The 23,098-nt window shown below is 70.6% G+C and carries 24 protein-coding genes; 15 read left to right on the forward strand and 9 right to left on the reverse strand.

The features are described from left to right. Positions 1-77 precede the first annotated feature (77 nt). Genes pstC through pstB form a run of 3 tightly spaced genes read left to right on the forward strand, consistent with a single transcriptional unit; the run spans position 78 to position 2,981 of the window. Positions 78-1,100 (forward strand): phosphate ABC transporter permease subunit PstC, encoded by a 1,023-nt coding sequence (gene pstC, locus IE275_RS37505; protein WP_189717137.1) that lies wholly within the window; start codon positions 78-80, stop codon positions 1,098-1,100. Next, the gene (gene pstA / locus IE275_RS37510; RefSeq protein WP_189717138.1) at positions 1,097-2,161 is read left to right on the forward strand and encodes a phosphate ABC transporter permease PstA; all 1,065 of its coding nucleotides are present in this window, start codon (positions 1,097-1,099) and stop codon (positions 2,159-2,161) included. Before pstC ends, pstA begins: the two co-directional genes overlap by 4 nt. Positions 2,162-2,204: 43 nt before the next feature. Then, positions 2,205-2,981 (forward strand): phosphate ABC transporter ATP-binding protein PstB, encoded by a 777-nt coding sequence (gene pstB, locus IE275_RS37515; protein WP_189717139.1) that lies wholly within the window; start codon positions 2,205-2,207, stop codon positions 2,979-2,981. 422 nt (positions 2,982-3,403) lie between these two features. On the opposite strand, the gene IE275_RS37520 is transcribed toward pstB, so the two are convergent. Together IE275_RS37520 and IE275_RS37525 are read right to left on the reverse strand one after the other, a co-directional pair. After that, a complete protein-coding gene (locus tag IE275_RS37520; RefSeq protein ID WP_189717140.1) occupies positions 3,404-4,402 on the reverse strand; it encodes an inorganic phosphate transporter in 999 nt (332 codons plus the stop codon). Positions 4,403-4,409: 7 nt separating this feature from the next. After that, complete coding sequence (locus IE275_RS37525) at positions 4,410-5,030, reverse strand: DUF47 domain-containing protein (RefSeq protein WP_189717141.1); 621 nt, start codon at positions 5,028-5,030, stop codon at positions 4,410-4,412. A 215-nt stretch (positions 5,031-5,245) separates the two neighbouring features. Here IE275_RS37525 and IE275_RS37530 point away from each other — a divergent pair, with 215 nt between their 5' ends. Next, positions 5,246-5,662 (forward strand): metal-sensitive transcriptional regulator, encoded by a 417-nt coding sequence (locus IE275_RS37530; protein WP_189717142.1) that lies wholly within the window; start codon positions 5,246-5,248, stop codon positions 5,660-5,662. On the opposite strand, the gene IE275_RS37535 is transcribed toward IE275_RS37530, so the two are convergent. Further along, entirely contained in the window at positions 5,648-5,854 is a 207-nt protein-coding gene (locus IE275_RS37535) for a hypothetical protein (RefSeq protein WP_189717143.1), read from the reverse strand. The two genes, IE275_RS37530 and IE275_RS37535, sit on opposite strands and share 15 nt — an antisense overlap. Positions 5,855-6,050: 196 nt before the next feature. Beyond that, complete coding sequence (locus IE275_RS37540; protein ID WP_189717144.1) at positions 6,051-6,887, reverse strand: SCO4651 family lipoprotein; 837 nt, start codon at positions 6,885-6,887, stop codon at positions 6,051-6,053. A 513-nt stretch (positions 6,888-7,400) separates the two neighbouring features. Here IE275_RS37540 and IE275_RS37545 point away from each other — a divergent pair. Beyond that, positions 7,401-8,948 carry an FAD-binding oxidoreductase gene (locus tag IE275_RS37545; protein WP_189717145.1) on the forward strand — a complete coding sequence of 516 codons (1,548 nt, stop codon included), beginning with the start codon at positions 7,401-7,403 and terminating at the stop codon, positions 8,946-8,948. Between the two features lie 39 nt (positions 8,949-8,987). Here IE275_RS37545 and IE275_RS37550 read toward each other — a convergent pair whose 3' ends face one another. Next, the gene (locus IE275_RS37550) at positions 8,988-9,698 is read right to left on the reverse strand and encodes a phosphatase PAP2 family protein (RefSeq protein ID WP_189717146.1); all 711 of its coding nucleotides are present in this window, start codon (positions 9,696-9,698) and stop codon (positions 8,988-8,990) included. Positions 9,699-9,866: 168 nt separating this feature from the next. Then, positions 9,867-10,874 carry a C40 family peptidase gene (locus tag IE275_RS37555; protein WP_308435752.1) on the reverse strand — a complete coding sequence of 336 codons (1,008 nt, stop codon included), beginning with the start codon at positions 10,872-10,874 and terminating at the stop codon, positions 9,867-9,869. A gap of 89 nt (positions 10,875-10,963) precedes the next feature. On the opposite strand from IE275_RS37555, the gene IE275_RS37560 reads away from it, so the two are divergent. From IE275_RS37560 to IE275_RS37570, 3 genes are all read left to right on the forward strand, one after another. Continuing rightward, entirely contained in the window at positions 10,964-11,578 is a 615-nt protein-coding gene (locus IE275_RS37560) for a hypothetical protein (protein WP_189717148.1), read from the forward strand. A gap of 16 nt (positions 11,579-11,594) precedes the next feature. Further along, positions 11,595-12,170 carry a DNA-3-methyladenine glycosylase gene (locus IE275_RS37565; protein ID WP_189717149.1) on the forward strand — a complete coding sequence of 192 codons (576 nt, stop codon included), beginning with the start codon at positions 11,595-11,597 and terminating at the stop codon, positions 12,168-12,170. A gap of 242 nt (positions 12,171-12,412) precedes the next feature. Then, on the forward strand, positions 12,413-13,138 hold the full coding sequence (locus IE275_RS37570) for a carbonic anhydrase (RefSeq protein ID WP_189717150.1): 726 nt from the start codon (positions 12,413-12,415) through the stop codon (positions 13,136-13,138). A gap of 3 nt (positions 13,139-13,141) precedes the next feature. On the opposite strand, the gene IE275_RS37575 is transcribed toward IE275_RS37570, so the two are convergent. Further along, the gene (locus IE275_RS37575; protein ID WP_189717151.1) at positions 13,142-13,885 is read right to left on the reverse strand and encodes a trypsin-like serine peptidase; all 744 of its coding nucleotides are present in this window, start codon (positions 13,883-13,885) and stop codon (positions 13,142-13,144) included. A 177-nt stretch (positions 13,886-14,062) separates the two neighbouring features. On the opposite strand from IE275_RS37575, the gene IE275_RS37580 reads away from it, so the two are divergent. After that, a complete protein-coding gene (locus tag IE275_RS37580) occupies positions 14,063-14,305 on the forward strand; it encodes a DUF397 domain-containing protein (protein WP_189717152.1) in 243 nt (80 codons plus the stop codon). A 6-nt stretch (positions 14,306-14,311) separates the two neighbouring features. Here the strand turns inward: IE275_RS37580 and IE275_RS37585 are convergent, their stop codons facing one another. Next, a complete protein-coding gene (locus tag IE275_RS37585; RefSeq protein ID WP_229871013.1) occupies positions 14,312-14,857 on the reverse strand; it encodes a GNAT family N-acetyltransferase in 546 nt (181 codons plus the stop codon). Positions 14,858-15,283: 426 nt separating this feature from the next. On the opposite strand from IE275_RS37585, the gene IE275_RS37590 reads away from it, so the two are divergent. The 6 genes from IE275_RS37590 to IE275_RS37615 all read left to right on the forward strand — a co-directional run bounded on the left by IE275_RS37590 (position 15,284) and on the right by IE275_RS37615 (position 22,473). Next, positions 15,284-15,592 (forward strand): DUF8827 family protein, encoded by a 309-nt coding sequence (locus IE275_RS37590; protein WP_030795368.1) that lies wholly within the window; start codon positions 15,284-15,286, stop codon positions 15,590-15,592. A gap of 212 nt (positions 15,593-15,804) precedes the next feature. Then, complete coding sequence (locus IE275_RS37595; protein WP_189717154.1) at positions 15,805-16,626, forward strand: DUF8175 domain-containg protein; 822 nt, start codon at positions 15,805-15,807, stop codon at positions 16,624-16,626. After that, positions 16,616-17,962, forward strand: a complete 1,347-nt coding sequence (locus IE275_RS37600; protein WP_189717155.1) for a hypothetical protein — start codon at positions 16,616-16,618, stop codon at positions 17,960-17,962. Before IE275_RS37595 ends, IE275_RS37600 begins: the two co-directional genes overlap by 11 nt. 23 nt (positions 17,963-17,985) lie before the next feature. Beyond that, positions 17,986-19,527: an SCO6880 family protein gene (locus tag IE275_RS37605; RefSeq protein ID WP_373299369.1), complete on the forward strand. Its 1,542-nt coding sequence runs from the start codon at positions 17,986-17,988 to the stop codon at positions 19,525-19,527. 9 nt (positions 19,528-19,536) lie between these two features. Then, positions 19,537-20,964: an ATP-binding protein gene (locus tag IE275_RS37610; protein ID WP_189717157.1), complete on the forward strand. Its 1,428-nt coding sequence runs from the start codon at positions 19,537-19,539 to the stop codon at positions 20,962-20,964. A gap of 15 nt (positions 20,965-20,979) precedes the next feature. Continuing rightward, positions 20,980-22,473: a type IV secretory system conjugative DNA transfer family protein gene (locus IE275_RS37615; protein WP_189717158.1), complete on the forward strand. Its 1,494-nt coding sequence runs from the start codon at positions 20,980-20,982 to the stop codon at positions 22,471-22,473. Here IE275_RS37615 and IE275_RS37620 read toward each other — a convergent pair. Next, positions 22,462-23,025, reverse strand: a complete 564-nt coding sequence (locus tag IE275_RS37620; RefSeq protein WP_189717159.1) for a GNAT family N-acetyltransferase — start codon at positions 23,023-23,025, stop codon at positions 22,462-22,464. The two genes, IE275_RS37615 and IE275_RS37620, sit on opposite strands and share 12 nt — an antisense overlap. Positions 23,026-23,098: the final 73 nt, after the last annotated feature.

The following is a 23,098-nucleotide window of genomic DNA, read 5'->3' on the forward strand; positions in this document are numbered from 1 at the left end:
GCCAGGGGCCGCCGTCGACGGCCGGCCCCGCCCGAGCCGCCCACTCCCGCAGACGGCTCCGCAGACCGGAGACCCAGATGGACATATCAACGAAGAAGACAGGCGCGGCCGACGCGCCTCCCCCCACGAACGTCCCACCGTCCCCGACGGCCGAGCAGAAGCGCGCGGCCCGCGCCGCCACCCGCCCGGGTGACCGCATCTTCCTCGGCCTCTCCCGCGGGTCGGGCATCCTGCTGCTCGTGATCATGGCGGCCATCGCGGTCTTCCTGGCCTACCGCGCCTACCTCGCCATCAGCAAGGACGACGCCAACTTCCTGACCACCTTCGAGTGGAACACCGGCCTGGTCCCGCCGAAGTTCGGCATCGCGGTCCTGGCCTTCGGCACGGTGGTCTCGTCGATCATCGCCATGGTCATCGCGGTCCCGATCGCGGTCGCCATCGCGCTGTTCATCACGCATTACGCCCCGCGCAAGCTGAGCGGTCCGGTCGCCTACGTGGTCGACCTGCTCGCCGCCGTCCCGTCCATCGTGTACGGCCTGTGGGGCGCCCTGGTGCTCGTGCCGTACCTGGACGGCCTGTTCGGCTGGCTCAACGACTTCTTCGGCTGGACCGGGATCTTCTCCTGGGACGAGGGCGCCCCGCGCTCGATGCTCACCGTCGGCATCCTCCTGGCGATCATGATCCTGCCGATCATCACCAACGTCAGCCGCGAGGTGTTCCGCCAGGTCCCGCAGATGCACGAGGAGGCGGCGCTGGCACTCGGCGCCACCCGCTGGGAAGTGGTCCGCATGGCGGTCATCCCCTTCGGCCGCTCCGGCGTGATCTCGGCCTCGATGCTCGGCCTCGGCCGCGCGCTCGGCGAGACGATGGCCGTGGCCACCGTCCTCTCCCCCGACTTCGACATCCACGCCAGCCTGCTGAACCCCGGCGGCGGTACCTTCGCCCAGAACATCGCCAGCAAGTTCAACGAGGCGACCGAGTTCGGCCGTGACGCGCTCATCGCCTCCGGCCTGGTCCTGTTCGTCATCACCCTGCTGGTCAACGGCGCGGCACGCATGATCATCGCCCGTCGCAAGGAGTACTCGGGGGCCAACGCATGAGCCACGCAGCTACCGTCTCCGACAAGCGCCCCAGCACGCTGCGCGGCGCCAGCCTCCCGAAGTGGTCGCCGTGGGCGATCGCGGCCGGCTCGATCGTGGCGGCCGTCGGCATCGGCCTGGGCGCCGGCCTGGACAGCCGGGTCCAGTGGGGCCTGATCGCGGGCCTCCTCTTCGTCTTCGGCACGTACGGCATCGCCGCGAAGGTGGAGGGCCGCCGGCAGGCCAAGGACCGTGTGGCGACCTCGCTGGTCTGGGTCGCCTTCGTCCTGGCGGTCGTCCCGCTGGTCTCCCTGCTCTGGACGACCATCGCCCGCGGCGTCAAGGTCCTGGACGTCTACTTCCTGACCCACTCCATGGGTGTGGTCGCCGACTCCGAGCCGGGCGGCGGTATCTACCACGCCATCATCGGCAGCCTGGAGCAGGTCGGCCTCGCCACCCTGATCGGCGCCCCGATCGGCATCCTGACCGCGATCTACCTGGTCGAGTACGGCCGGGGCGGGCTGGCCAAGGCCGTCACCTTCTTCGTGGACGTCATGACGGGCATCCCGTCGATCGTCGCGGGTCTGTTCATCCTCAGCCTCATGCTGATGTTCGACATGCAGCCCTTCGGCTTCGCGGGCTCCCTCGCCCTGGCGATCCTGATGATGCCGGTGGTCGTACGCTCGACCGAGGAAATGCTGAAGCTCGTCCCGAACGAGCTGCGTGAGGCGAGCCTGGCGCTCGGCGTCCCGAAGTGGCGCACCATTCTCAAGGTGGTGGTCCCGACCTCGATCGGCGGAATCATCACCGGTGTGATGCTGTCGATCGCCCGTATCGCGGGTGAGACCGCCCCCGTCCTGCTGTTGGTCTTCGGTAACCCGTTCATCAACAACAACCCCTTCGAAGGGGCGCAGGCGTCGCTGCCGCTGTACATCTACCAGCAGTACTCGCAGAGCGCTGGTTCGACGGCGGCGTACGACCGGGCCTGGGCGGCCTCGCTCACGCTGATCGCCTTCGTGATGATCCTCAACATGGTGGCCCGCGGCATCGCCCGCTGGAAGGCCCCGAAGACCGGTCGCTGACCGCGGCCCCTCAGCGACCGAGACTGGAAGTGAAGAAGTAGCCATGTCCAAGCGAATCGACGTAAGCGGACTGACCGCGTATTACGGATCCCACAAGGCGATCGAGGACATCTCGATGACGGTCGAGCCGCGTTCGGTGACGGCGTTCATCGGGCCGTCCGGCTGCGGCAAGTCGACGTTCCTGCGCACGCTCAACCGCATGCACGAGGTGACGTCGGGCGGCCGGGTCGAAGGCAAGGTGCTGCTCGACGACGAGGACCTGTACGGCACCGGCGTGGACCCGGTGTCCGTCCGCCGCGAGATCGGCATGGTCTTCCAGCGCCCGAACCCCTTCCCCACGATGTCGATCTTCGACAACGTGGCGGCGGGCCTGCGCCTCAACGGCAGCTACAAGAAGAGCGCGCTGTCCGACGTCGTGGAGAAGTCCCTCAAGGGCGCGAACCTCTGGAACGAGGTCAAGGACCGCCTCAACAAGCCGGGCTCCGGCCTGTCGGGCGGCCAGCAGCAGCGCCTGTGCATCGCCCGCGCCATCGCGGTCGAGCCGAAGGTCCTGCTGATGGACGAGCCCTGCTCGGCCCTCGACCCGATCTCCACCCTCGCCATCGAGGACCTGATCGGCGAGCTGAAGGAGCGCTTCACGATCGTCATCGTGACGCACAACATGCAGCAGGCGGCACGTGTCTCCGACCGCACCGCGTTCTTCAACCTCGCGGCCGTCGGCCAGCCCGGCAAGCTGATCGAGATAGACGACACGGAGCGCATCTTCTCCAACCCGTCCGTCCAGGCCACGGAGGACTACATCTCGGGCCGCTTCGGCTAGAGCGCACAGACCCCTCGCGGTGCTGCATGGCGGTGCCACCGCGAGGACGCAAAGGGCCCGCCCTCCGGATCGGAGGGCGGGCCCGCATGCGTATGCCTCCGGCGACAACCCGAACCGGACACCGCTTGGCCGACCGAGTCAGGCGGGTGGGCGATGGGGGCACAGTCCCGGCCGGAGTCCGGGGCGGCCCACCTCTTGGCCGACCGAGTCGGGCGGGCGGGCAATGGGGGCGCAGGGGACGCAGTCCCCGCCGGGGCCCGGGGCGGAGCCCCGAGACGGCCCACCCCTTGGCCGACCGAGACGGGCGGGCGGGTGGGCAAAGGGGGTGCAGGGGACGCAGTCCCCGCCGGGGCCCGGGGCGGAGCCCCGAGAAGCGCCCACCTCTTGGCCCACCGAGACGGGCGGGCGGGTGGGCAAGACCCCTACAGGAACGCCAGATTCACCACCCAGAACGCCCCCGCAGCCACCACCGCAGCCGCCGGCATCGTGATGAACCACCCCAGCACGATGTTCTTCGCAACCCCCCACCGCACCGCGTTGATCCGCTTCGTCGCCCCCACACCCATGATCGCCGACGTGATCACATGCGTCGTGGAGATCGGCGCCTTGAACAGGAACGCCGTGGTGAACATGATCGACGCCCCGGTGGTCTCCGCCGCGAACCCCTGCGGCGGATCCAACTCGATGATCTTCCGCCCGAGCGTCCGCATGATCCGCCACCCGCCGGCGTACGTGCCCGCGGACAGCATCACCGCACAGACGATCTTCACCCAGACCGGGATCGGATCCCCGTAGTCCTCGACGTCGGCGATGACCAGCGCCATCACCACGATGCCCATGGTCTTCTGCGCGTCCTGAAGACCGTGCCCCAGCGCCATGCCGGCCGCCGAGACGGTCTGCGCGATCCGGAAGCCCCGCTTCGCCTTGTGCGGATTGGCCCGCCGGAACATCCACATGATCGCGGTCATCACCAGGTAGCCGACGAGCAGGCCCACGACCGGCGACACGAACATCGGGATGACGACCTTGTCCAGGACGCCGCTCCAGTAGACGGTCGTACCGCCCGCCAGCGCGGCCCCCACCATCCCGCCGAACAGAGCGTGCGACGACGACGAAGGCAGCCCGAAGTACCAGGTGAGGAGGTTCCAGGTGATCGCACCGACGAGCGCGGCGAAGAGGATCCCCATCCCCTTCGACCCCTCGGGCGTCTCGATCAGCCCCTCGCTGACCGTCTTGGCGACCCCGGACCCCATGAACGCACCGGCGAGGTTCATCACCGCCGCCATCGCCAGCGCGGCACGCGGCGTGAGCGCCCGTGTCGACACCGAGGTGGCGATCGCGTTCGCCGAGTCGTGGAAACCGTTCGTATACGTGAAAAAGAGCGCGACCCCGACGGTCACGACCAGAGCAAGGGTGTCCATTAAGGGTTCAGGACTCCTTGACGGCGATGGTCTCCACCGTGTTCGCCACGTGCTCGAACGCGTCGGCCGCTTCCTCCAGCACGTCCACGATCTGCTTGAGCTTCAGCACCTCGATCGCGTCGTACTTGCCGTTGAAGAGGTGCGCCAGCAGCTTGCGGTGGATCTGGTCGGCCTGGTTCTCCAGCCGGTTGACCTCGATCCAGTACTCGGTGAGGTTCTCCATCGTCCGCAGGTTCGGCATCGCCTCGGCGGTCAGCTCGGCCGCCCGGGACAGCACCTCGATCTGCTGCTCGACGCCCTTGGGCAGTTCCTCGACGTTGTAGAGGACGACCAGGTCGACGGCCTCCTCCATGAAGTCCATGATGTCGTCGAGGGAGGACGCGAGAGAGTAGATGTCCTCACGGTCGAACGGCGTGATGAACGAGGAGTTCAACTGGTGGAAGATCGCGTGCGTGGCATCGTCACCGGCGTGTTCCGCGGCCCGCATACGCTCTGCGATCTCGGCCCGGCCGGACGAGTCCGCCCCGAGCAGTTCCATCAGGAGTTTCGAGCCCGTGACGATGTTGTCCGCGGATGCGGCGAACATGTCGTAGAAGCTCGTCTCCCTGGGGGTCAGACGAAAGCGCACGTGAGGTCCTCAGAATGCATCGGTTTCAGTCAAGCTGGTGGCCAGGTTGATGCTAGGCGCACCATCCGACCGTGGCTATCGGGCCGTCCCCCAGTGTCGCCCATCAGGCAGAGTGATCAGCACGGGGGCGGTTCAAGGGGTCTCAAGGGCCCTGTACCCGCAAAGTTCGTTACGATATACCCGGCAGGGGTATATGTCCGGAACGGGAGGACGCGATGACGACCACTGAGGTCACCGAGGCCGCCGAGCCGGTCCCCACCGGAGCCGCGACCGCCGGCGACACCGCGACCGCCGGCGACACCGCGGACGTCCGCACCGAGCCCGCCGCTCCGACCGGCGAGACCCACACCACGCACGGCTACCACAAGCAGAAGGACGAGCACCTCAAGCGCCTGCGCCGGATCGAGGGCCAGATCCGCGGCCTTCAGCGCATGGTCGACGAGGACACCTACTGCATCGACATACTCACCCAGGTGTCCGCCTCCACCAAGGCACTCCAGTCCTTCGCCTTGCAGCTGCTGGAGGAACACCTGCGCCACTGCGTCGCCGACGCGGCTCTCAAGGGCGGCGACGAGATCGACGCGAAGGTCGAGGAAGCCACCAAGGCGATCGGCCGGCTACTGCGTACCTGATCCGGAGCCGTCGGACGCCGCCTCGCCGGCCGCCCGCTCCTCTCCCACCCGCAGCACCTGGTCGATGCTTTCCAGGCTGAGCCGCTCCTCGGCCGCCGAGGCCGCGATGATCAGCTCCCCGCACAGCTCGATCTCGGCGAGGGCCACGTGGTCCTGAACTGCCGTACCGCCGACCGGAGCCACGCGCGTCACCTCGTCTCTGCCGTCACCGGCTTCCTAGAGTAGGGAGCGGTATACACCGCGCGCATGGCACGGACGGGCTAGTCCTTGTGCCCGCCCCATGACCGAATCCGTCCGTCCCTCACCCGAACCCCCACGTGAAAAACCCCCCGAAAACCTCCCGAACCCCCCACCCGGCCTCCGCCCCGGAACCACCCCACCCCTCCCGTCAGTCCTCCGCGATCCGCCCGGCATAGATGTCCCCGGACGCCGGCAGCCGTACGTCGACCGGTGCGCCGAAGTCGTAGAGCAAGGTCGTGGAGGCCACGGCCACCGCCTCCTCCTGCCTCCCGTTGACGAAGCTGAACCGGTGCCGCACCTTGCGGATCCGCCCCTCGTCGTCGAGGTACACGTCGAACGGCACCCGCGCCGTGGCGAATCCTCGCGCCGCCGCCCGCAGCGATCCCCGGCCACCCGCCGAGGCGCCTCGCGCCGCCATCGTCAGGTCCGCCGTCCCGCGGTAGTGCCGTACGGCCGTCCCGGCCAGCTCGGTCCGTCCGACGTACGTCGCCGTACGCGTCCCCCGCAGCACCTCGGCCGCGGCGAACGGGTCGGTGACCCCGCCGGTCACCAGATTGCCGTCGGACAGGGTCGCCGTCTCGACCCGCACCCATTTGTCCGCGGGCACCCCCGCACCCCGGTTCTTCATGAACAGCGCGCCGGGCGCGAGGAGTTCGGTGATCGGCCGGTGCTCGCTGGTCCCGGCCGGATCCTGCGGCAGCAGCACTTTCAGCTCGCCGAGCTGCCGGCGGTAGTCGTAGACACCCTGGCCCCGGATGGTGACGCGGGTGCCCCCGGTGGCCATCTCCATCGACGTGCGCGCCTTCGACGTGCCCGCCCGTACGAGCGTGTCGGCGGCCCCGTGCAGCAGCGCGACGGGGTCGCCCGCCCGTGCGTCGTCGGCGTCGGCACCGCCGCCGGAGCATCCGCAGGCCCCGGCACAGACCCCGGCCACCAGCCCCGCGACGACCACCGCACCCCGCCGCCTGCGCCACCGCTGTGCCATCGCCCGCCTACCTCAACCGGTACGTCCGTCAGGGCCCCCTGTCGTTCCGGTTAACGACGGGCAGGCGCCCCCCGTCACGCGCACCGGACGCCCCGCGGCCGCCGTACGGGGCCTTCACCCGGCCAAGGGCACCGCCATACGGGTTCTTTGCCGGGACTGGGTAACGTTGTCGTCGTGACGCAGCAGGACGGCTCGGCCCCTCCCCGCACCGACGGGGAACATCTCACCAGGACCGTCGAACAGGGTCGCTTCTGTGTGGCCCGCTGCACCTGCGGCTGGCGTGGTCCGGCCCGCAGGGCCCGCAGTATGGCGAGAACCGACGCGGAGGGGCACGCGCGCGGCTGACGTCACCGTTCCGTCACCGCCGAGGCCCGCCGGAACCCGTCCCGGCGGGCGCCCGTCTCGCTCCATGAAGCCGACCGGCCGCGAACGCCGACCGGCTCAGGAAGGCCGACCGGCCGAGCAGTGCCGACCGGCCGAGAGATGCCGACAGGCCGAGGGAAGGCGCAGAACATGGAACGGCGTACGTTCATCGCGGGCGGTACGGCCGCACTCGCGGCGGTCACCACGGCCGGCTGCAAGGCCGGCGCCGGCGCGGGAGGCACCACGGACAGCACCGGTGGCCCGACCCTCACCACGACCAGTGTCTCCGCGCCCGCCAACTGGTCGGCCCTCGCCCGCGACCTGGACGGCACGCTGGTCCGCCCCGGCGACGCCTCCTGGACCACGGCCCGGCAGCTGTACAACACCCGTTTCGACAACCTCAAGCCGGCCGCGGTGGCCTACGTCGCCCACACCGACGACATCCGCACGGTCCTGGCGTACGCCCGCGCCCACCGGACGAAGGTCTCGATCCGCAACGGCGGCCACTCCTACGGCGGTTGGTCCTCCGGCGACGGCCGGCTGATCGTCGACGTGTCGAAGCTGAACCGGGTCCGGGCGAGCGCGGGCTCGGCCGTGGTGGGCGCCGGCGCCAAGCTGATCGACGTCTACCGCGCGCTCGCCGCGAAGGGGGTCACGATCCCGGCGGGCTCCTGCCCCACGGTCGGCGTCTCGGGCCTCGTCCTCGGCGGCGGCCACGGCGTGGTCTCCCGCGCCTACGGCCTGACCTGCGACAGCCTCACCCAGGCCACGATCGTCACGGCGGACGGCAAGCAGTTCGTCGCCGACGCCACCCGGAACAAGGACCTGTTCTGGGCGCTGCGCGGCGCGGGCAACGGCAACTTCGGCATCGTCACGGAACTCCACTTCAAGACCCACCCCGCGCCCCAGGCGGTGACCGGCTATCTCACCTGGCCCTGGGCGAAGGCGGCCGCGGTGGTGAAGGCCTGGCAGGAGTGGGGCCCGTCCCAGCCCGACGAGATCTGGTCCTCGCTGCACCTGTCCGCCTCGCCCGGCCGTCCCCCCACGGTCTCGGTCGCCGCGTTCTGTATCGGCACCTACGGCCAGCTCCAGAACGCCGTGGACCGGCTGGCGGACCGGGTGGGCGCCCCGGCGTCCAGCGTGTCCCTGCGCCGCCGCTCGTACGAGGACGCGATGGAGATCTACGCCGGCTGCTCGTCCTTCTCCGCCGACGCCCAGTGCCACCTGCCGGGCTCGACGCCGGGCCGCTCCCCGCAGGGCAAGCTGGGCCGGGAGACGTACGCGGCCCGCTCGGACTTCTTCGACCGCTCCCTGTCGACGGCGGGCATCCAGACCCTGCTCCGGCAGATGACGGCGGTACGCGGCGGCGCGGGCAGCATCGCGCTCACCGCGCTCGGCGGAGCGGTCAACCGGGTCTCCCCCACGGCCACCGCCTTCGTCCACCGCCGCTCCCTCATGCTGGCCCAGTACATCGCGTCCTGGGGGGCGGGTTCGGCGGGTACGACCGCCCAGTCGTGGCTGACCGAGGCGCACAAGGCGATGGGCCCGTACGCGTCGGGCGCCGCCTACCAGAACTACGCGGACCCGACGCTGACGAACTGGCGGAAGGCCTACTACGGCGACGCGCTGCCGCGCCTGACCCAGCTGAAGAAGCAGTACGACCCGAAGGGCTTCTTCAGCTACCCGCAGGCGCTCTGAGCCTCAACGACGGCCCGCTCTGAGCCTCAACGGCCCGCCCTACGCGGCGAGGTCACGCTCTTTGTCGGCCGCCCCGCTGCGCGCCCCCGGGATCACCGCGTCCCGGGCGCCGGCCCGGGCGGCCCGGCTGCGCACGGCCCAGCCGAGCCGGGGCGACCGCTCGACGGCCTTCAGCAGCGGGGTGAGCAGCAGCGAGGCGAGGGGCGACAGGAGCAGGGCGACGGCGGTGCCGAGCGCGAAGCCGCCGACGACGTCGGTCGGGTAGTGCACGCCCATGTAGATCCGGCAGAACCCTTCGAGCAGGGCTATCCCGAGCCCCACGAGCCCGAACTTCCGGTTGGCGACGAACAGGCCGACCGCCATGGCCATGGTGATGGTGGCGTGGTCGCTGACGAAGGAGTAGTCGGTCTTGCCGGCGACCAGGACCTCGAGCCCCTGGTGGTCGAGGAAGGGCCGGGGCCGCTCCACGAACCCGCGTATCGGCACGTTGACGAGCACGGCGACGGCGGCGGCGAGCGGGGCCCACACGAGCGCGGCGACGGAGGACGCGGCCTCCTCGGCACTGCCGGGCCGTCTGCGCACGGTCCACCAGCACCACATGATCAGCAGGATCATGGCGAACAGCAGGCCGTACTCGCCAACGAACTCGACGACCCGGTCCAGCCAGTGCGGGGCGTCCTTCGCGAGGCCGTTGATGTCATAGAGCAGGTCGACGTCAGGGTTCGACCCGGAATCGGCGAGTCCAGCCATGGTGCTGCGGCCCCTTCGTCACGGTCTTGCACGGCGCGCTCGCGTGCGCCCGTACCAACAGGAACGCACGGCCCCTCTTGATACGTTCCACTCTCCACTGAATGATCACGCAGACGTTATCGAAGAGAGATACATCATCGCAGCTCAGGGGGTGGGTGGCGGTCCGGCTCAGACGGTCGTGGGGAGCGCTTTCGCGCCATCTTCGGTCACGCGTGTGGCACCGAAGTACTTGCGGGTGTCGATGGGGTCGAAGCGGATGACGGCCCCCGTGAACGGGGCGTCGATCATGTACCCGCCGCCGACGTAGATGCCCACGTGGTCGATGGCCCGGGAGTTGGTGGGGTCGGGCGAGAAGAACACCAGATCGCCGGGGAGCAGTTCGTCCCGCGCGGGGTGCGGGCCGGCGTTGTACTGGTCGTTGGCCACTCGCGGCAGGGTGATCCCGACGCTTTCGTAGGCGGCCTTGGTCAGACCGGAGCAGTCGAACCGTCCGCCCTGGTCAGCGGTGCCGTTCCCGCCCCACAGATAGGGCGTGCCGAGCTTCTTCTGGGCGAAGTAGATGGCTCCCGCCGCCTGCTCGGAGGGGTCGACCCGGCTCACCGGAGCCGCGAAGGACTCCTCCAGGGTCGTGATCGTCTTCACGTAGTTCTGGGTCTCCCGGTACGGCGGTACGCCCCCGTACTTGATGACCGCGTACGCCCCCGCGTTGTAGGCGGCGAGCATGTTCTTGGTGGCGTCCCCGGGGACGTCCTTGACGTACGAGGCGAGCTGGCAGTCGTACGACGCGGCCGATGGAATCGCGTCATTCGGGTCCCAGACGTCACGGTCGCCGTCGCCGTCGCCGTCGATGCCGTGCGTGGCCCAGGTGCCCGGGATGAACTGAGCTATCCCCTGTGCGGCCGCCCCGCTCTGCGCCCTCGGGTTGAAGCCGCTCTCCTGGTACAGCTGGGCGGCGAGCAGCGCGGGGTTGATGGCGGAGCAGAGGTTGCCCCACTTCGCCACGATGCTCTGATAGGCGGCGGGTACGGCGCCCTTGGCGAGCGTCCTGGCACCGCCGCCGACCCCGCCGGTGAGGTTCCCGGCGACCAGGTACACGCCGACGACGAGGACCATCATGAAGGCGGCCCCGGCGCCGACGGCGGCGGTCGCTACGATCCATGCCTTACGCACCGTCAACCGCCCCTCTCCGCCCGGGAGTCCGCCCCGGCCAGTGTAGAGGCGGGCCCCGCCCTCCGGGGTGATCATGCAGAAGGAGAAAACCGCACGTGGCGACCCCTTATCCCCCGCAGCACCCGGCTCAGCCCAACCAGCCGGTTCCGCAAGGGGGTTACGCGCCAAACGGGGCGCAGCATCCGGCCTACGCGGGATACGCCCAGCAGGGCCCGTACGCCCAGCCGCCGGCCCAGCCCCACGTCCAGGGACCGCCCCAAGCGCCGGCCCAGGCGTACGGACAGCCTCAGCCGGCGTACGGTCCGGGCGCCTCCGTGCCCCCCGGCGCCCCCGGCTGCCGGGTGTGCGGCGCGTTCCCGGCGGCGGCGGACGTCACGATCCGGCAGCACACGGGGCTGCTGGTGGCGATGCGCACGGACAAGGCGCAGGGCCCGCTGTGCCGGACCTGCGCGACCGCGATCCACCGTCAGATGACCACGAAGACCCTGGCGGGCGGCTGGTTCAGCCCGATGTCCCTGTTCCTGCTGTGCTGGCTGACCCTGGCCGCGAACGTCCACGCACACTTCAAGATCGCCAAGCTCCCGCACCCCGCCCCGACCCCCGCCACCCTCCACCCCGGCAAGCCGATCCTCCAGCGCCCCCTCGCCTACGTGGGCCTGTCGCTGATCGCCGGCTGGGTGCTGTTCCTGGTCGTGCGCGGACTGAGCTGAGGGAACGGACCGGGACATGGGCACGGACATCAACGGCGTCGTCGAGTGCCGGCCCACCTCCGGGCTCCTCGACGCGCGGCATGTGCGCTGGGGTGCCGCCGTCGACCTGAGGTTCCTGCTCGACCAGCGGGACTACGACGCCTTCGGCTGCCTCTTCGGCGTACGGAACCACGCGGGCTTCCGCCCGCTCGCGGCGGGACGGGGTCTCCCGGACGACGTGTCGGCCGAGACCCGGCGCATCCGGGAGGAGCGGGTGTCCGGCGCCCACGACACGACCTGGATCGGCTGGCCGGAGCTGGCGCGCGTCGACTGGGACGAACCCGCGGCGGAGGTGGACGGCCGGGTCCACGAGTACGCCCCCGCCCCGGACGGCGGCTGGACCCGGGTCGGCAAGCGGCTGCGCCCCGGCCACGGCCGGCCGGAGGGCGACGCGTGGACGGAGCACGGCCGCCTCTTCCGCGTCGCCCGGCTCACCCGTCGCGACGCCGTGCCCGAGGACGGTGACTGGGCGCCGGTGTGGACCGTGATGCGCACGCTCGCGGAACTGCACGGCGGGGAGAACGTCCGGCTCGTGGTGTGGTTCGACAGCTGAGCCGACGACGACCGACGGGCGACGGCCGACCGGCGGCCCAGGACCGGCGGCCCGCAGTCGGCGACCGACGGCTGACCGCTGGCGACCGACGGCTGACGCCGGCGACGGGCGACCGGCGGCCGGTCAAGGACGCCCCCGATCCACGCCAAGCACCCCCCAACAATCACCCCCGTGATCCCCATCCACGGCCATGATTCGGCAACCCCGGCGCCGGGCCCGGGGTTCGGTCATACGTTCCCGCCGTGATCACTGAAGACACCCCCCACAGCGCTGCCCGCCGTGCCCTGCTGCGCGGCCTCGCCGGTGCCGCGACCCTGGGCGGCCTCGCCCTCGGCACGGCCCCCGCGTCCGCCTCCCCACGGCCCACCGCATCCCGCCACCGCCCGGCCACGGCCGAGGAGGCCCTGCGTGAACTCGCCGACGGCAACCGCCGCTGGCGCACCTTCCGCGAACGGCACCCGGACGAGTCCCCGGCCGTCCGCCGGACCCTGACGACGGCTCAGCACCCCTTCGCCCTGATCCTCGGCTGCATCGACTCCCGCGTACCGCCCGAGCTGGTCTTCGACCAGGGCCTCGGCGACCTGATGACCGTCCGCTCGGCGGGCGAGGTCCTGGACGAGGCCGTCCTCGGCAGCGTCGCCTACGGCGTGCTCGAACTGGACATCCCCCTGGTCGTCGTCCTCGGCCACCAGTCGTGCGGTGCGGTGAAGGCGGCCGTGCAGGCGGACCTGACCGGCGAGAAGCTGCCCGCGCACATCCAGTACCTGGCCGACCGGATAGCCCCGAACATCGACCGCAGCAAGGAGGGCGACGCCCGCGTCGACTCCACCATCGACGCCAACATACGAGCCGTCCGCTCCCGTCTCGCCGCCGAGCCCGACCTCGCCGCGAAGATCTCCACGGGCGAACTGGCGGTCGTCGGCGCACGCTACGAACTGACGACCCAGCTGGTCCACCGCGTCACGTGACCCCTAGGGGGCGTCCCGGGCGGCGGAGGCCGCGTGCCGGTAGAGCTTCGCGGCCTCCGCGCCCAGGACCACGCTGTACGAGACGTCCGCCGTGGCCCCGCCCCGCTCGTGCCCGCCGAGCACCCCGACGACCCGCCCGTCCCCGTCGACCCACGGACTGCCACTGGTCCCGCCGGTGAAGCCGGGACAGTCGATGCGCTGCTGGGTACGGCTGTGCGCGGCCGCCCGGTCGGTGCAACGGACGGGCACCTCCCGGGAGTCGGGATACCCGGTGACGGTCACGGCGGTGGCCCCGGTCGCCGTCCCCGCCGCGAACCGGTTCCCTCCTACGACGTCCTCGACCCGCTTCCCCGCCCGCGCCCGAACGGCCGCGAACGCCACGTCACTGTCCTCGTCCCGCCCGGAAGCCCACCCGTCGGGCAGAAACACCCGGGAGACCTTCCAGACGCCGTAGGGCGCCCGCCCGTCCCGGTACCCCGGCACGAAGAAGAAGTCGTCCCCCGCCTCCAGACAGTGCGCGGCACCGACGAGGAGGTCGCGGTGGTCGGAGTGCACCACGGACGCGGTACAGAAGTGACCGCCGTCGAGGCCGGCGGACCCGAACAGCGCCCCGACGCGCGCGGACTCCGCCGTGGCCGCCGCGACCACGGTGACGCCGAGCGGCCCGGGCCCGCCGTCGGCGGCCGCCTCGGAGGCGGAGGTGACGGCCAGCAGCACGACCGCACCGAGCAGGGCGTTTCGCTTCATCGGGCCCACTGTGTCCCACAAAGGTGAGAGAAACGTCGGATGCCGCTCCTCACGCTACCGGCACTCGACCCACAGCACCTTCCGGGCGCAGGACCGGGACGGGGCTACGGTGGGCATGAGATCTCCGATCACCGACTCCTCGGCCCCCTGCGCCGCCCTCCAGAATGGACGCCCCCCATGTCTGACGTCCCCCCGGACCTCACCTGGATCCGCGCCGCCCCGCCGGAGGCGACCGGGCCGGGGCCCTGGATCGAGATCGCTTTCGGCGAGGGGGACGACGGCGAGGCCCCGGTCTACCTCCGTGAGACCAGGGACCCGGACAACGTCGTCACCACGAACCGCCGCAAGTGGGACGCCTTCGTCCTCGGCGTCCAGGCGGGCGAGTTCGACCACTTCGTGGAAGGCGTCGAACTGGGCTGAGGCCTCTCACCCGGCCCGCACCACCGCGTGCAGATGCTGGTCGTGCCACCCGTCCGCATGCAGCAACGCGCCCCGCATCGTGCCCTCGTAGACGTACCCGGCCTTCCCGGCCACCCGGCAGGACGCCTCGTTGGCCACGGCGTGGCACAGGCGCAGCCGGTGCAGGCCGAGGTCGTCGAAGGCCCACCGGGTCAGCCGCTCCACCGCGTGGACGGCGAGGCCGCGCCCCCGCGCCGGCGGGAGCAGCCAGTAGACGATCTCCGCGCCGCCGCCGGCCAGATCGACGTCGTTCCAGCCGACGAGCCCGACGACCTCACCGCCGTCCACCGGCGCGAGCGCCCAGATCGCGCCGGTCTCCGCCCGCCACCGCTCGCGCATGCGCGCGATCCGGTGCTCGGCGGCGTCCCGGTCGGGGACGGTCAGCAGATTCCACTGCCGGATCCCCGGGTCGCCCGCGGCCGCCAGCAACGCACCCGCGTCGGCGGCCCGCCAGGGCCTCAGCTCCAGCCCGTCGACCGCCAGTGCGAGGACGGGCTGCTCGGCCCCGTTCATTCGGCCGGGAGGAACAGCAGGAGGTACAGGCGGGAACGCGTTCATCGCGGCATCCTGCCACGGCACCCCGCAGGGCCCGAACGCCTCTCGCCGACTGACGCCCCCTCACTCCCCCTCCGTACGCCCACCGCCGCCATGAGACCATCGGAGAACATGAAGACGGACGCTCACCCGACCGGCCGTCAGAAACGGCCCAGAGCCGTGAAGTGGGTCAACGACGGGACCACACCCAGGTTCCGCTCCGGCCTCATTGCCCGGCGTGACCGGCCGTGATACACAGAGTAACCGTACGAGACATTCATACGAATCCCGCTCATCAATGCCGCCAAGTCGACATGAGACGGCGTCATTGTCGGCGACAATGAGGCCTGACCTCTGTGCACCGCAGAGGACACGCGGAACTACCCACCAGGGGCGGTGACTTACATGCTGTTTGCGGCCGACAAGGGCGACATCAACACCATCATCGGCGGGATCGCTCCGGACTGGGGCCCCTTCGGCAGCCTCGGCAACGAGGCGAAGACGATGATCCAGGTGGTGATGGCCGTAGCCATCCTGCTCTGTCTGGGCATCGCCGTCTGGGGTGCGGCCAAACAGCGCATCGGCGCCACGGCCCTCAGGGACACCTTCAGCGCGGAACAGGGCAAGGGCCTCATCATCGCCGGCCTGACGGGCGTCTTCATCATCGGTTCGCTCGGCACGCTCTTCACGATCGTGTACGGCATGGCCATCTAGCCGGGTTCTCGTCCACCGGGTGTCCCGTCGGTCCCGTCCGGGCACACCCGAACCCGTTCCCGGCCCCCTCCACCCCACCCACCCGTCGTGCCCACCGGCTGAGGTTGCGTTTCCCTGATGTCGAGTCACCACACCGCGCCCGCGCGGGAACCAGCACGGCTACCGTCGTACTTCTACGCGTTCCGGTACGGCATCGAGGGGGCGTCCGCGGCATGACTCCCGGCGACGAACACGACGACTACGGCGAGCCCACGGGCACCCGCGTCCGGCTGCCCGAGAGCGACCCCTACGGCGGCGCCCGCCGCCCCGCCCGCTCCTCCTCCCGGAGCCTGGTCACGGTGGTCGGCGTCGTCGTCCTCCTCATCGCGGCCATCGCCTTCGCGAACCGCGGAGGAGACGATTCACCTTCCGCCACCACCGGCGAGGACGCGGGCAAGCCGGAGACTACGTCCACGGCGGCGACGGGCAGGGAGCCGGTGAAGACGAAGAAGGCCGGCATCCCGGCCGGGTTCGCCCGCAGCCGGCAGGGCGTCCAGTCGGCGGCCGCCAACTACGCCGTGGCCCTGGGTTCGACCGGAATGTTCCGCAAGGACAGCAGACACACCCTGGTCGACACGATCTACACCACCACCGCGGCGTCCTCGCTCCAGAGCGCCATGGACCAGGCGTATTCGGCCGACTTCCTCGCCAAGATGGGCCTCGACGCCGAAGGCGACGCTCCCACGGGAAACACCTTCGTCTCCCGCGTGGTGCCCGTGGGCACGACCGTCCAGGCGTACTCCGACAACACCGCCAAGGTCGCCGTCTGGTACCTCGGCCTGATCGGCATGTCCGGCACGAACTCGACCGACCCGGTCACCTCGTCCTGGAAGACCTGGACGTTCGACCTGAGCTGGGCCGACGGCGACTGGAAGATCACCGCCGACACCCAGAAGGGCGGCCCCGCCCCGGTCCCCGGCGACGACCAGGCCGCCACCTCCGACGAGATCAGCAAGGCCATCGAGGAGTACGGAGGGTTCACGTATGCCCGGTAACCCGCGCCGCCTGCTCAGGCTCGCCGGTGTCGTCACGGCCGTCCAGACCTCCGCCGTGCTGCTGGCCACCCGCGCCTTCGCGGCCCCGTCGCCCGACCCGACCCCGTCCTCCTCGGGCTCGGCGACGCCCACGCCCACCGACACCCTCGACTGCAGCCTGATCTCCGGCGAGGCCAAGAAGTACTGCGAGCGGGGCAACGCCAACTCCGGCACCACGACCAACCCCGGCGTATCCGACACCCTCGACCCCCTCTCCTCCCTGGCGAAGGGCTGCGCCGAAGCCGCCGCGTGGACCGTGGAGAAGCTCAGCGAGGCCGTGAAGAGCACGGCGAACGTCGACTTCACCAACCCCAAGTTCCTCCAGCAGTACGCCGTCGTCTTCGCCGCCTCGACCGTCCTCACCCTCCTGCTGTGGCTGCTGGCCGTCGCCAAGCGGGCGGTGCGGGGCGTCCCGCTCCCCACCGCCATCGGCGAAGCCGTCGGCTTCCTCTGGCTGACGGTCCTCGCCTCCGCCTTCACCCCGCTGATCCTCTACACCGTCGTATCGGCCACCGACGGCATCACCGAGGTTCTCGCCAAGGCCACCGGCGACCAGACCGACACGTTCTTCGGCACGTTCTCCGCCGCCCTGGAGAAGGGCGAGGACATCGGCGGCGGCCCGATCATGCTGATCGTCGTCTCCCTCGTGTCGATCCTCGCCGCCGGCGTCCTCTGGCTGGAGCTGGTCATCCGCGCCGCCCTGCTCTACGTCGGCGCCCTCCTCGGCACCGTCGTCTACGCGGGTCTGGTCGACAAGAACCTGTGGAGCCACGTCCGCCGCTGGGCCGGCATCATGATCGCCGTCATCCTGGTCAAACCGGTCATCGTGATCGTCCTCGGACTGGCGGGCGCCCTCTCCGCCGACGACGGCCCCAACGCCTTCTCCGCCGTCGTCTCCGGCCTGTCCATCATCCTGCTCGCCATCTTCGCCAGCGCGATGATCTACCGCTTCGTCCCCGGCTTCGGCGACGAGATCGCCGGCTCCCGCAACAACCGCATCATGCAGGGCGCCGAGGGCAAGGCCGCCGCCGTCATCAGCTCCCCCGCGACCCTCGTCGCCCAGGGCATCAAGACCCACAGCACCCGCGCCGACAACAACGGCGGCGGAACCGCCTCCAGTGGCGCCCGCCCCGCCAACCCGGCCTCCGGAGGCGTCGCCGCGCACAGCTCGCGCACCTCGAACGGAGGCGGCGGATCTGTCCCCTCCGCCGCACCCGCGCCCCGCACGAGCGGCACGGCGAACTCACCGCACGCAAGCAACGCCCGCAACAACCGCACGGGAGGTGAAGGGCGTTGACGACGGATTCCCACGTGGCCCATGTGTCCCACGCGATCTCGCCCCGCCGCACTTATCTGATCGGCCGCGCCCGGCCGAACGCGATCGTCGGCCGCAACCGCGAGAGCGGCGAGATCGCGCTGATCATCGTCGGCGCGTTCCTCGGCATGATGTGCGGACTGCTCGTCCCCGTCCTCTCCCTGCGCATCGTGCTGCTGACCGGCTTCCCGCTGATCGCGCTCGCCGCGGTCTACGTGCCGTACAAGCACCGCACGTTCTACAAGTGGTTCGAGATCAACCGCAGCTACAAGCGCACCCTCCGCCAGGGCACCACGTACCGCTCCGGCGTCATGGAGGCGGGCACCCGCATCGGCGGCGAGGAGATCGAGATCGGCCCGCCCCCGGGCATCGGCCGCATCAACTGGCTCGCCGCCCCCTTCGGCCCCGACGAGATCGCCGTACTCCTGCACGCGGACCGCCGTACCGTGACCGCCGCCATCGAGATCGAGGGCCCCGGCGTCGGCCTGCGCGACAGCGAGGACCAGGAAGCCCTCGTCGACCGCTTCGGCACCCTCCTCAAGCACGTGGCCAACGGCGACGGCTTCGTCACCCGCCTCCAGATGCTCGCCCGCACCCTCCCCGCCGACCCCGACGCCCACGCCAAGGACGTCACCCAGCGCGGCGACGAGAAGGCCCGGCCCTGGCTCCAGACGTCCTACGACCAGTTGCAGTCCATGGTGTCGACGAGCAGCGAGCAGCACCGCGCCTACCTCGTCGCCTGCATGCACTTCAACCGTGAACTGGCCGCCGAGGCGCACGCCATGGCCCGCGCCGCCCGCCCCCAGGCCGGCCGCAAACTGGACCGCGACGCCGGCCTGGCCGTCGTCATGGCCCGCGAGCTGACGGACATCTGCTCCCGCCTCCAGGAGGCGGACATCCGCGTCCGCCAGCCCCTCGGCCAGGGCCGCCTCGCCTCACTCATCCACTCCATGTACGACCCCGACCACCCGATCGACCACCTCCAGGCGATGACCCGGCGCAACGCCTGGCCGGCCGAACTGGACGCCATGGAGCCCACCTTCCTCCAGGCCAAGACCCGTGAGTCGTCCACCCGCGCCCCCTGGTGCCACGCCACGGCCTGGGTCAAGGAGTGGCCGATGACCCCCGTCGGCGTCAACTTCCTGGCCCCGCTCCTGGTCCACACCCCGGACGTCATCCGCACCGTCGCCGTCACGATGGATCTCGAACCCACCGAGATCGCCATCGAGCGCATGCTGACCGAGAAGACCAACGACGAGGCCGAGGCCAGCCGCGCCGCCAAGATGAACCGCACCGTCGACCCCCGCGACGTCGCCGCCCACGGCCGCCTCGACCAGCGCGGCGAGGACCTGGCCTCCGGCGCGGCCGGCGTCAACCTGGTCGGCTACATCACCGTCTCCTCCCGCAACCCCGAGGCGCTCGCCCGCGACAAGCGCACGATAAGGGCGTCCGCGGGCAAGTCGTACCTGAAGCTGGAGTGGTGCGACCGCGAGCACCACCGCGCGTTCGTGAACACGCTCCCGTTCGCCACCGGCATCCGAAGGTAGGGGCATCACATGCGGGACCCGCTGTCCGTCCTCACCGACGCCTTCACGGCCTTCCTCTTCGGCAAGGTCGAGACGACCCGGCTGCCCGTCCGCACCTCCACCGGCCAGGCCCAGGCGGTCTACCTGCCCACGGCCGCCCCCGGCCTCGGCGACTCCGGCGTCATCATCGGCCGCGAGGTCTACTCCGGGAAGGGCTACATCTACGACCCCTTCCAGCTGTACGGCCAGCAGCTCCCGGCCCCGCACTGGCTGGTCCTCGGCGAGTCCGGCAACGGCAAGTCGGCCCTGGAGAAGACCTACGTCCTGCGCCAGCTCCGCTTCCGGGACCGCCAGGTCGTCGTCCTGGACGCACAGGGCGAGGACGGCGTCGGCGAATGGAACCTCATCGCGCAGGCGCTGGGAATAACTCCCATCCGCCTGGACCCGACGGCCGCCCTGAACCACGGGATCCGCCTGAACCCGCTGGACCCGTCGATCACCACGACCGGCCAGCTGGCGCTGCTGCGCACCATCATCGAAGTGGCGATGGGCCACGGCCTCGACGAACGCGCGGGCTTCGCCCTCAAGGTCGCCCACGCCTACGTCAACGAGACCATCGTCGAACGCCAGCCCGTCCTGACCGACATCGTCGAGCAGCTGCGCCACCCCGAACCGGAGTCGGCGGAGGCGATGAACGTCGCCATAGACGATGTACGCGCCTGGGGCCTGGACGTCGCCCTGGTCCTGGACCGCCTGGTCGACGGCGACCTGCGCGGCATGTTCGACGGCCCGACGACGGTCGGCATCGACCTCGACGCCCCACTGATCGTCTTCGACCTGTCCCACATCGACCGCAACTCCATCGCCATGCCCATCCTGATGGCGATCGTCGGCGTCTGGCTGGAGCACACCTGGATCCGCCCCGACCGGAAGAAGCGCATCTTCCTGGTCGAGGAGGCCTGGCACATCATCAACAGCCCGTTCGTGGCCCAGCTGTTCCAGCGCCTGCTGAAGTTCGGCCGCCGCCTCGGCCTCTCCTTCGTCGCGGTGGTCCACCACCTGTCCGACGTCGTCGACGGAGCCGCGGCGAAGGAAGCCGCGGCGATCCTGAAGATGGCGTCGACCAGGACGATCTACGCCCAGAAGGCGGACGAGGCACGGTCCACGGGCCGCGTCCTCGGCCTGCCCCGCTGGGCGGTGGAGATCATCCCCACGCTGACCCCCGGCATCGCGGTCTGGGACGTCAACGGCAATGTCCAGGTGGTCAAGCACCTGGTCACCGAGACGGAACGCCCCCTGGTCTTCACCGACCGCGCGATGACGGAGTCGTCGGCCGACCACCTGGCCGCCGACGACGCCCTGCACGCCGCCGAACTGGAACAGGAACAGCGGGCGGCGGCCTTCATGGAACAGCATCTGGCCGACTTGGACGGCTCGTCCGAGTCGACGGTGGCATAGACGGCGGGGGCATCCATGAGACCGGGCAACGACCGCACCCCCGGCCGCGAAGGCCAGGCCGGCGGCATCCCCGACGGCCTCCTGGTCGGCATACTCGCGTTCCTGCTCGGCATCACCCTGCTCGTCTGGACGGCGACGGGCCTGGCCGCCCTCTTCACCCACGGCGCCTGGCCCACGGGAGTCACCTTCTCCCGCACCCCCCTGGCCATGCGCCACCTCGTCTCCGAGCCCCACGACATCCCCGGCGCCTGGCCCGACGCGAACACATCGGGCCTCCCGGGCTACGGCCTCTTCTGGGGCCTCTTCATCGGCCAGCTGATGATCCTCTTCGTCCTCACCGTGTTCGTCATAGGAACACTGGCGAGATGGAAGGCCGTACGAGCCAGAAAGCGCGCGGGCGCGTACGACACCACCGCGACCAGGGAGACCCCGGCGGCCGACGAGGTACCGACGCCCCGCACCGAACCGAACCCGGAGCCGAAACCGGAGCCGAAACCGGAGCCGTTGCTGGAGGCGTTGCCGACTGCGCCGCCCGCCTCCCTGTCCAAGGCCGAGCCTGCGGGCGGGTGGGAAGCACCCCGCACCGAGGGCGCGGTGCACTACGCCCCACCCGCGACCCGCCACACGACCGCCGCCCAGGCGGTCCGGGACGCCGAGGGCCCCGCCCTCGTCGTCACCTCCGACCCCACACTCTGGCAGGACACCAAGGACGCCAGAGCCAAACTGGGCCCGCTCCACCTCTACGACCCCACCCACCTCTGCGACACCCCGTCCCGCCTCCACTGGTCCCCCACGGCGGGCTGCGAGGACAAGGCTACGGCAGCCGCCAGAGCCACCGCCCTCCTCACACCGGTGAGACCCACCGCCCGACTGGACCAGGCGGTGCACGACACCGCCGAGACCCTCCTGCGCAGCTACCTGCACGCCGCCGCCCTCGACGGCCGCACCATCCGCCACCTCCACCGCTGGTCCCAGGGCACCGGCATCCAGGAAGCGGTCAGAACGCTCCGCACCCACCCCAAGGCCGCCCCCGGCTCCGCCGGCGAACTCGAAGCGGCCCTCACCGCGTACCCCGAACGCCGCGACATCGCCCACGAACTGACGACGCGTGCCCTCTCCGCCCTCTCCACGGTCAACATCCGCGAGGCATGCACTCCAAACCGAAGTGATGCCCTCGCCTTGGATTCCTTCGTGGACGAAGGGGGAACGCTTTATGTGGTCGGCGAATCCATCGAGGACCCGAGGGCGCGTCCCGGCGCGATGCCCCTCCTCACGGCCCTCGTCTCCAGCGTGGTCGAGCGCGGCCGGCGCATGGCCGAACGGTCATCCTCCGGTCGCCTCGACCCACCACTGACTCTGGTCCTCGACGACATCGCGGCCGTGGCGCCCCTCGCCCAGCTCCCGGAGCTCCTCACCACCGGAGCCGACCGCGGCCTGCCCACGCTCGCCCTGCTCCGCTCCCGTGAACAGGCCAGGGCCCGCTGGCCGCACCACGAACTACCGGTGTGACCCGCCGGGTCCGTCCAGCACGAACTCCAGCTCGGACTCCCCGGGGGCCGCCTCCAGCGCCACCGTCACCCCGCTCGGCACGAATCCGAACTTCCGGTACGCGCCCTGCGCCCGCAGGTTCTCCTCGTGCACGATGAGCCGCACCCGCTCCAACCCGTGCTCCCACGCCCACTCCAGCGCGGCGTCGAACAGCCCCCGGATCACCTCACCCCCACGCCACTCGGGCCGCACGTACACGCCCACGACATGCCCCTGCTGATGCTCGACGGGATACCCGGCCCAGTCGACCGTCCCCGCCGCCTCGACCAGGACCGTGAGCGTCCCCACCCACACCCCGTCCTCCGTCTCGGCGATGAACTGCCGCACCGCGAGCGCCCCTTCGCCGGCCCGGGAGGCCCGCTCCTGCCAGAACGAGTCCGGCTGCTCTACGGCGTGCTCGTACGTCTCCAGAAAGGCCAGCGGCGCCATCGGATCCTGTAGCGCCAGCAACCGCAGCGCCTTGACCGCGCCCCACTCCTGGGCCTGTATCCCCCGTACCGAAAAATCACTCATGCGGATCACCGTAGTACAACGCAGAAAACCCCCAAGCCGATAGGCTTGGGGGTTTTCTCAAAATTTGTTCGGC

Origin of the sequence: Streptomyces phaeofaciens, assembly GCF_014648915.1 — a bacterium.
Classification (GTDB): Bacteria; Actinomycetota; Actinomycetes; order Streptomycetales; family Streptomycetaceae; genus Streptomyces; species Streptomyces phaeofaciens.

Excerpts from the sequence above, each read along its gene's own strand:
- pstC (WP_189717137.1), top strand. The coding sequence starts at position 78 with ATGGACATATCAACGAAGAAGACAGGCGCGGCCGACGCGCCTCCCCCC.
- pstA (WP_189717138.1), top strand. The coding sequence starts at position 1,097 with ATGAGCCACGCAGCTACCGTCTCCGACAAGCGCCCCAGCACGCTGCGC.
- pstB (WP_189717139.1), top strand. The coding sequence starts at position 2,205 with ATGTCCAAGCGAATCGACGTAAGCGGACTGACCGCGTATTACGGATCC.
- IE275_RS37520 (WP_189717140.1), bottom strand. The coding sequence starts at position 4,402 with ATGGACACCCTTGCTCTGGTCGTGACCGTCGGGGTCGCGCTCTTTTTC.
- IE275_RS37530 (WP_189717142.1), top strand. The coding sequence starts at position 5,246 with ATGACGACCACTGAGGTCACCGAGGCCGCCGAGCCGGTCCCCACCGGA.
- IE275_RS37540 (WP_189717144.1), bottom strand. The coding sequence starts at position 6,887 with ATGGCACAGCGGTGGCGCAGGCGGCGGGGTGCGGTGGTCGTCGCGGGG.
- IE275_RS37545 (WP_189717145.1), top strand. The coding sequence starts at position 7,401 with ATGGAACGGCGTACGTTCATCGCGGGCGGTACGGCCGCACTCGCGGCG.
- IE275_RS37550 (WP_189717146.1), bottom strand. The coding sequence starts at position 9,698 with ATGGCTGGACTCGCCGATTCCGGGTCGAACCCTGACGTCGACCTGCTC.
- IE275_RS37565 (WP_189717149.1), top strand. The coding sequence starts at position 11,595 with ATGGGCACGGACATCAACGGCGTCGTCGAGTGCCGGCCCACCTCCGGG.
- IE275_RS37575 (WP_189717151.1), bottom strand. The coding sequence starts at position 13,885 with ATGAAGCGAAACGCCCTGCTCGGTGCGGTCGTGCTGCTGGCCGTCACC.
- IE275_RS37580 (WP_189717152.1), top strand. The coding sequence starts at position 14,063 with ATGTCTGACGTCCCCCCGGACCTCACCTGGATCCGCGCCGCCCCGCCG.
- IE275_RS37585 (WP_229871013.1), bottom strand. The coding sequence starts at position 14,857 with ATGAACGGGGCCGAGCAGCCCGTCCTCGCACTGGCGGTCGACGGGCTG.
- IE275_RS37590 (WP_030795368.1), top strand. The coding sequence starts at position 15,284 with ATGCTGTTTGCGGCCGACAAGGGCGACATCAACACCATCATCGGCGGG.
- IE275_RS37595 (WP_189717154.1), top strand. The coding sequence starts at position 15,805 with ATGACTCCCGGCGACGAACACGACGACTACGGCGAGCCCACGGGCACC.
- IE275_RS37600 (WP_189717155.1), top strand. The coding sequence starts at position 16,616 with ATGCCCGGTAACCCGCGCCGCCTGCTCAGGCTCGCCGGTGTCGTCACG.
- IE275_RS37610 (WP_189717157.1), top strand. The coding sequence starts at position 19,537 with ATGCGGGACCCGCTGTCCGTCCTCACCGACGCCTTCACGGCCTTCCTC.
- IE275_RS37615 (WP_189717158.1), top strand. The coding sequence starts at position 20,980 with ATGAGACCGGGCAACGACCGCACCCCCGGCCGCGAAGGCCAGGCCGGC.
- IE275_RS37620 (WP_189717159.1), bottom strand. The coding sequence starts at position 23,025 with ATGAGTGATTTTTCGGTACGGGGGATACAGGCCCAGGAGTGGGGCGCG.